The organism is Paraglaciecola marina, from assembly GCF_004360155.1.
GTDB lineage: Bacteria > Pseudomonadota > Gammaproteobacteria > Enterobacterales > Alteromonadaceae > Paraglaciecola > Paraglaciecola marina.
Genome location: NZ_ML178733.1, coordinates 1 through 2075 on the forward strand (window position 1 = coordinate 1; position 2075 = coordinate 2075).

Here is a 2075-nt window from a genome sequence, read left to right on the forward strand (position 1 = left end):
CCTATCTCATCAATCGGCATCTTTATCCCTCAATGCATAACGCCCGCTTCAGCTGCGCGAAAACTGTAGTGTTTTTGTGTTATTGTTTGAGCGTAGCGAGTAACACAAAAACGCGGAGGTTTTGGCGTCAGGCTGCAAGCGTTTGTTAGATGACTACCACCGTTCATGCATCATCATATCTAGCATTTTTCGCATGCGCATAATTCTGTCTTCGTATTCTGATTTTTGAGATTTATTTGAAGGCTTTTCTGAAACTGCCAATTCATATAGCTCTTCTAGCATATGCCTAATTTCAAATACCATTTTTTCGGAACGAGGCCCCCTCATCATGTACCTCATGAATTCTTTAGGTAGCAGACCCTCTGGACTATCAAGTCGTTTCTCTAACCCAAGTACCGTACCTCGCAATTCCGTTATGACTGACAATACATCAGCTAAAGACCTTTGCTCTGGATTATCGCTTTGGCGCAAAAACTGAAGATCCAATGAAACAGAAATTGGTGTTTCAAGATTTGCTGGATTTTTTTCAAGCGATTTTACTTGCGCAATTATTTCTGACTTTGCTTGTTCGACACTATCAAGGTCATGGTGATCAACGTGAATTGTCCTAGTGCCAGCAACATCAAATGGTATTTGCTCTCCCTTCTTAATCAATTGTACCAGCGGTTTTCGAATTGCATGCCTAATGGCAAGTTCATAGAAAACATTCGGATTTCTTTCGGTAAGATCAGCTATGACTAACGGGTCATCAACAATGCGCTGAATAACCTGACTTGTAATCATGCCAGGTTCAGATATTTGATCTGCTCTTGTCGGTTTATAACCACACTCTTTCAGGGCAGGAGATATTACATGCTTGAGAATCTGATCTGATCGCTTTCGCGTGTCTGATTCAGCTTCTCCTATAGGGGCAATTACAAAACATTCTTTTTCAGACACTGCGATCTCCTTTTTCATCTAACGCTCTAAACAGCGGAAAGCGCGAGCGCATTTGGGCGAAGCCCAGCGAGTGCTTTTCCGTTGCTTTTGCTTGTTATATGGCAAGGTTAACTAACCCTTGTATATTTATGTTCGCATGAAACTACTGCTGCACACAAACCGCTTAAACTAAGGCAAATTAAACCAGAAATAAAACTAGTAAAGCTTAGCGACAAAACAACTTCACGGTACCCAAGAGTAGACATTGAAACTATTGGGCTATTGGGGTCTCCTGCAATAGTTTGAGGACCTGCAAATATACTAAAAATGAGAAGCCCTAAGGTTGCAACAATTGCTAGGTAACCAATAACTCCTATAAGCCGCGACGCCAATAACAGTGTAAATAGGTTCTCGGTTTTAACATTTGAATATGGGTATAATTTCATTTAAATCCTTTTTTGATTCCACTATAGATCTCGACTTTATCGGCCATATAACGCTTAAGCTAAGCAGAAAACACGACGCGTTTTGGCCGCAGGCCAGCGAGTGGTTTTCTGATTAAGCTTATTGTTAGCAGCCGCATTGNCAGGCCAGCGAGTGGTTTTCTGATTAAGCTTATTGTTAGCAGCCGCATTGCGTGCTGTTGTTTGATTTGCTTGATGAACTAACAAACTGTGACTGCCTTGTGTGAAATTGAATACCGCATTGTCCTTTGCCTTAAACTTGCCAGTTGTTGATGATTTATATTGCCAGAACTTATTGGTTACGTGAATTACTTTTACCGACCGTGATGAGCCAAAAAGCTAACCGCTTTGCACACCACTTGTGGTTAACCAACTGAGAATAGGCTTTGGCATGCTAACGCCCCAAGCAGGGGATTTTATGAGTGTTGTTCAGCGAGTAAAATTCCCGCTGACTTGGTTTGTTAGGTGCGTTACTCAACAACTAAATACCTTTTATTTATCAACGGTTCAAGGAGCCCACTTATATCTGATAGAGACTGAGGCTCAATAACTCTCCATTTAACCCAATACCCTATACTTGTGTAATACATAACTTTCCGTGACTCATTTGGCGTTAAAGTTACTACTTCCTTTTTTTCCAAAAGGGAATCGGTAAACGTAGAAGGTTTATTTTTATCAAAGTTTGGAGAGAAG

3 protein-coding genes are annotated in these 2075 nt (G+C 41.0%); all 3 read right to left on the reverse strand.

What is annotated here, in order from left to right:
• Nucleotides 1-153: 153 nt before the first annotated feature.
• Nucleotides 154-939: a hypothetical protein gene (locus tag EOK74_RS05975; RefSeq protein WP_133469018.1), complete on the reverse strand. Its 786-nt coding sequence runs from the start codon at nt 937-939 to the stop codon at nt 154-156.
• 107 nt (nt 940-1046) lie between these two features.
• Entirely contained in the window at nt 1047-1364 is a 318-nt protein-coding gene (locus EOK74_RS05980) for a hypothetical protein (protein WP_133469019.1), read from the reverse strand.
• Nucleotides 1365-1852: 488 nt separating this feature from the next.
• Nucleotides 1853-2075, reverse strand: a 223-nt coding sequence (locus tag EOK74_RS20945) for a hypothetical protein (protein WP_205964534.1), incomplete at its 5' end; no start/stop codon positions are given.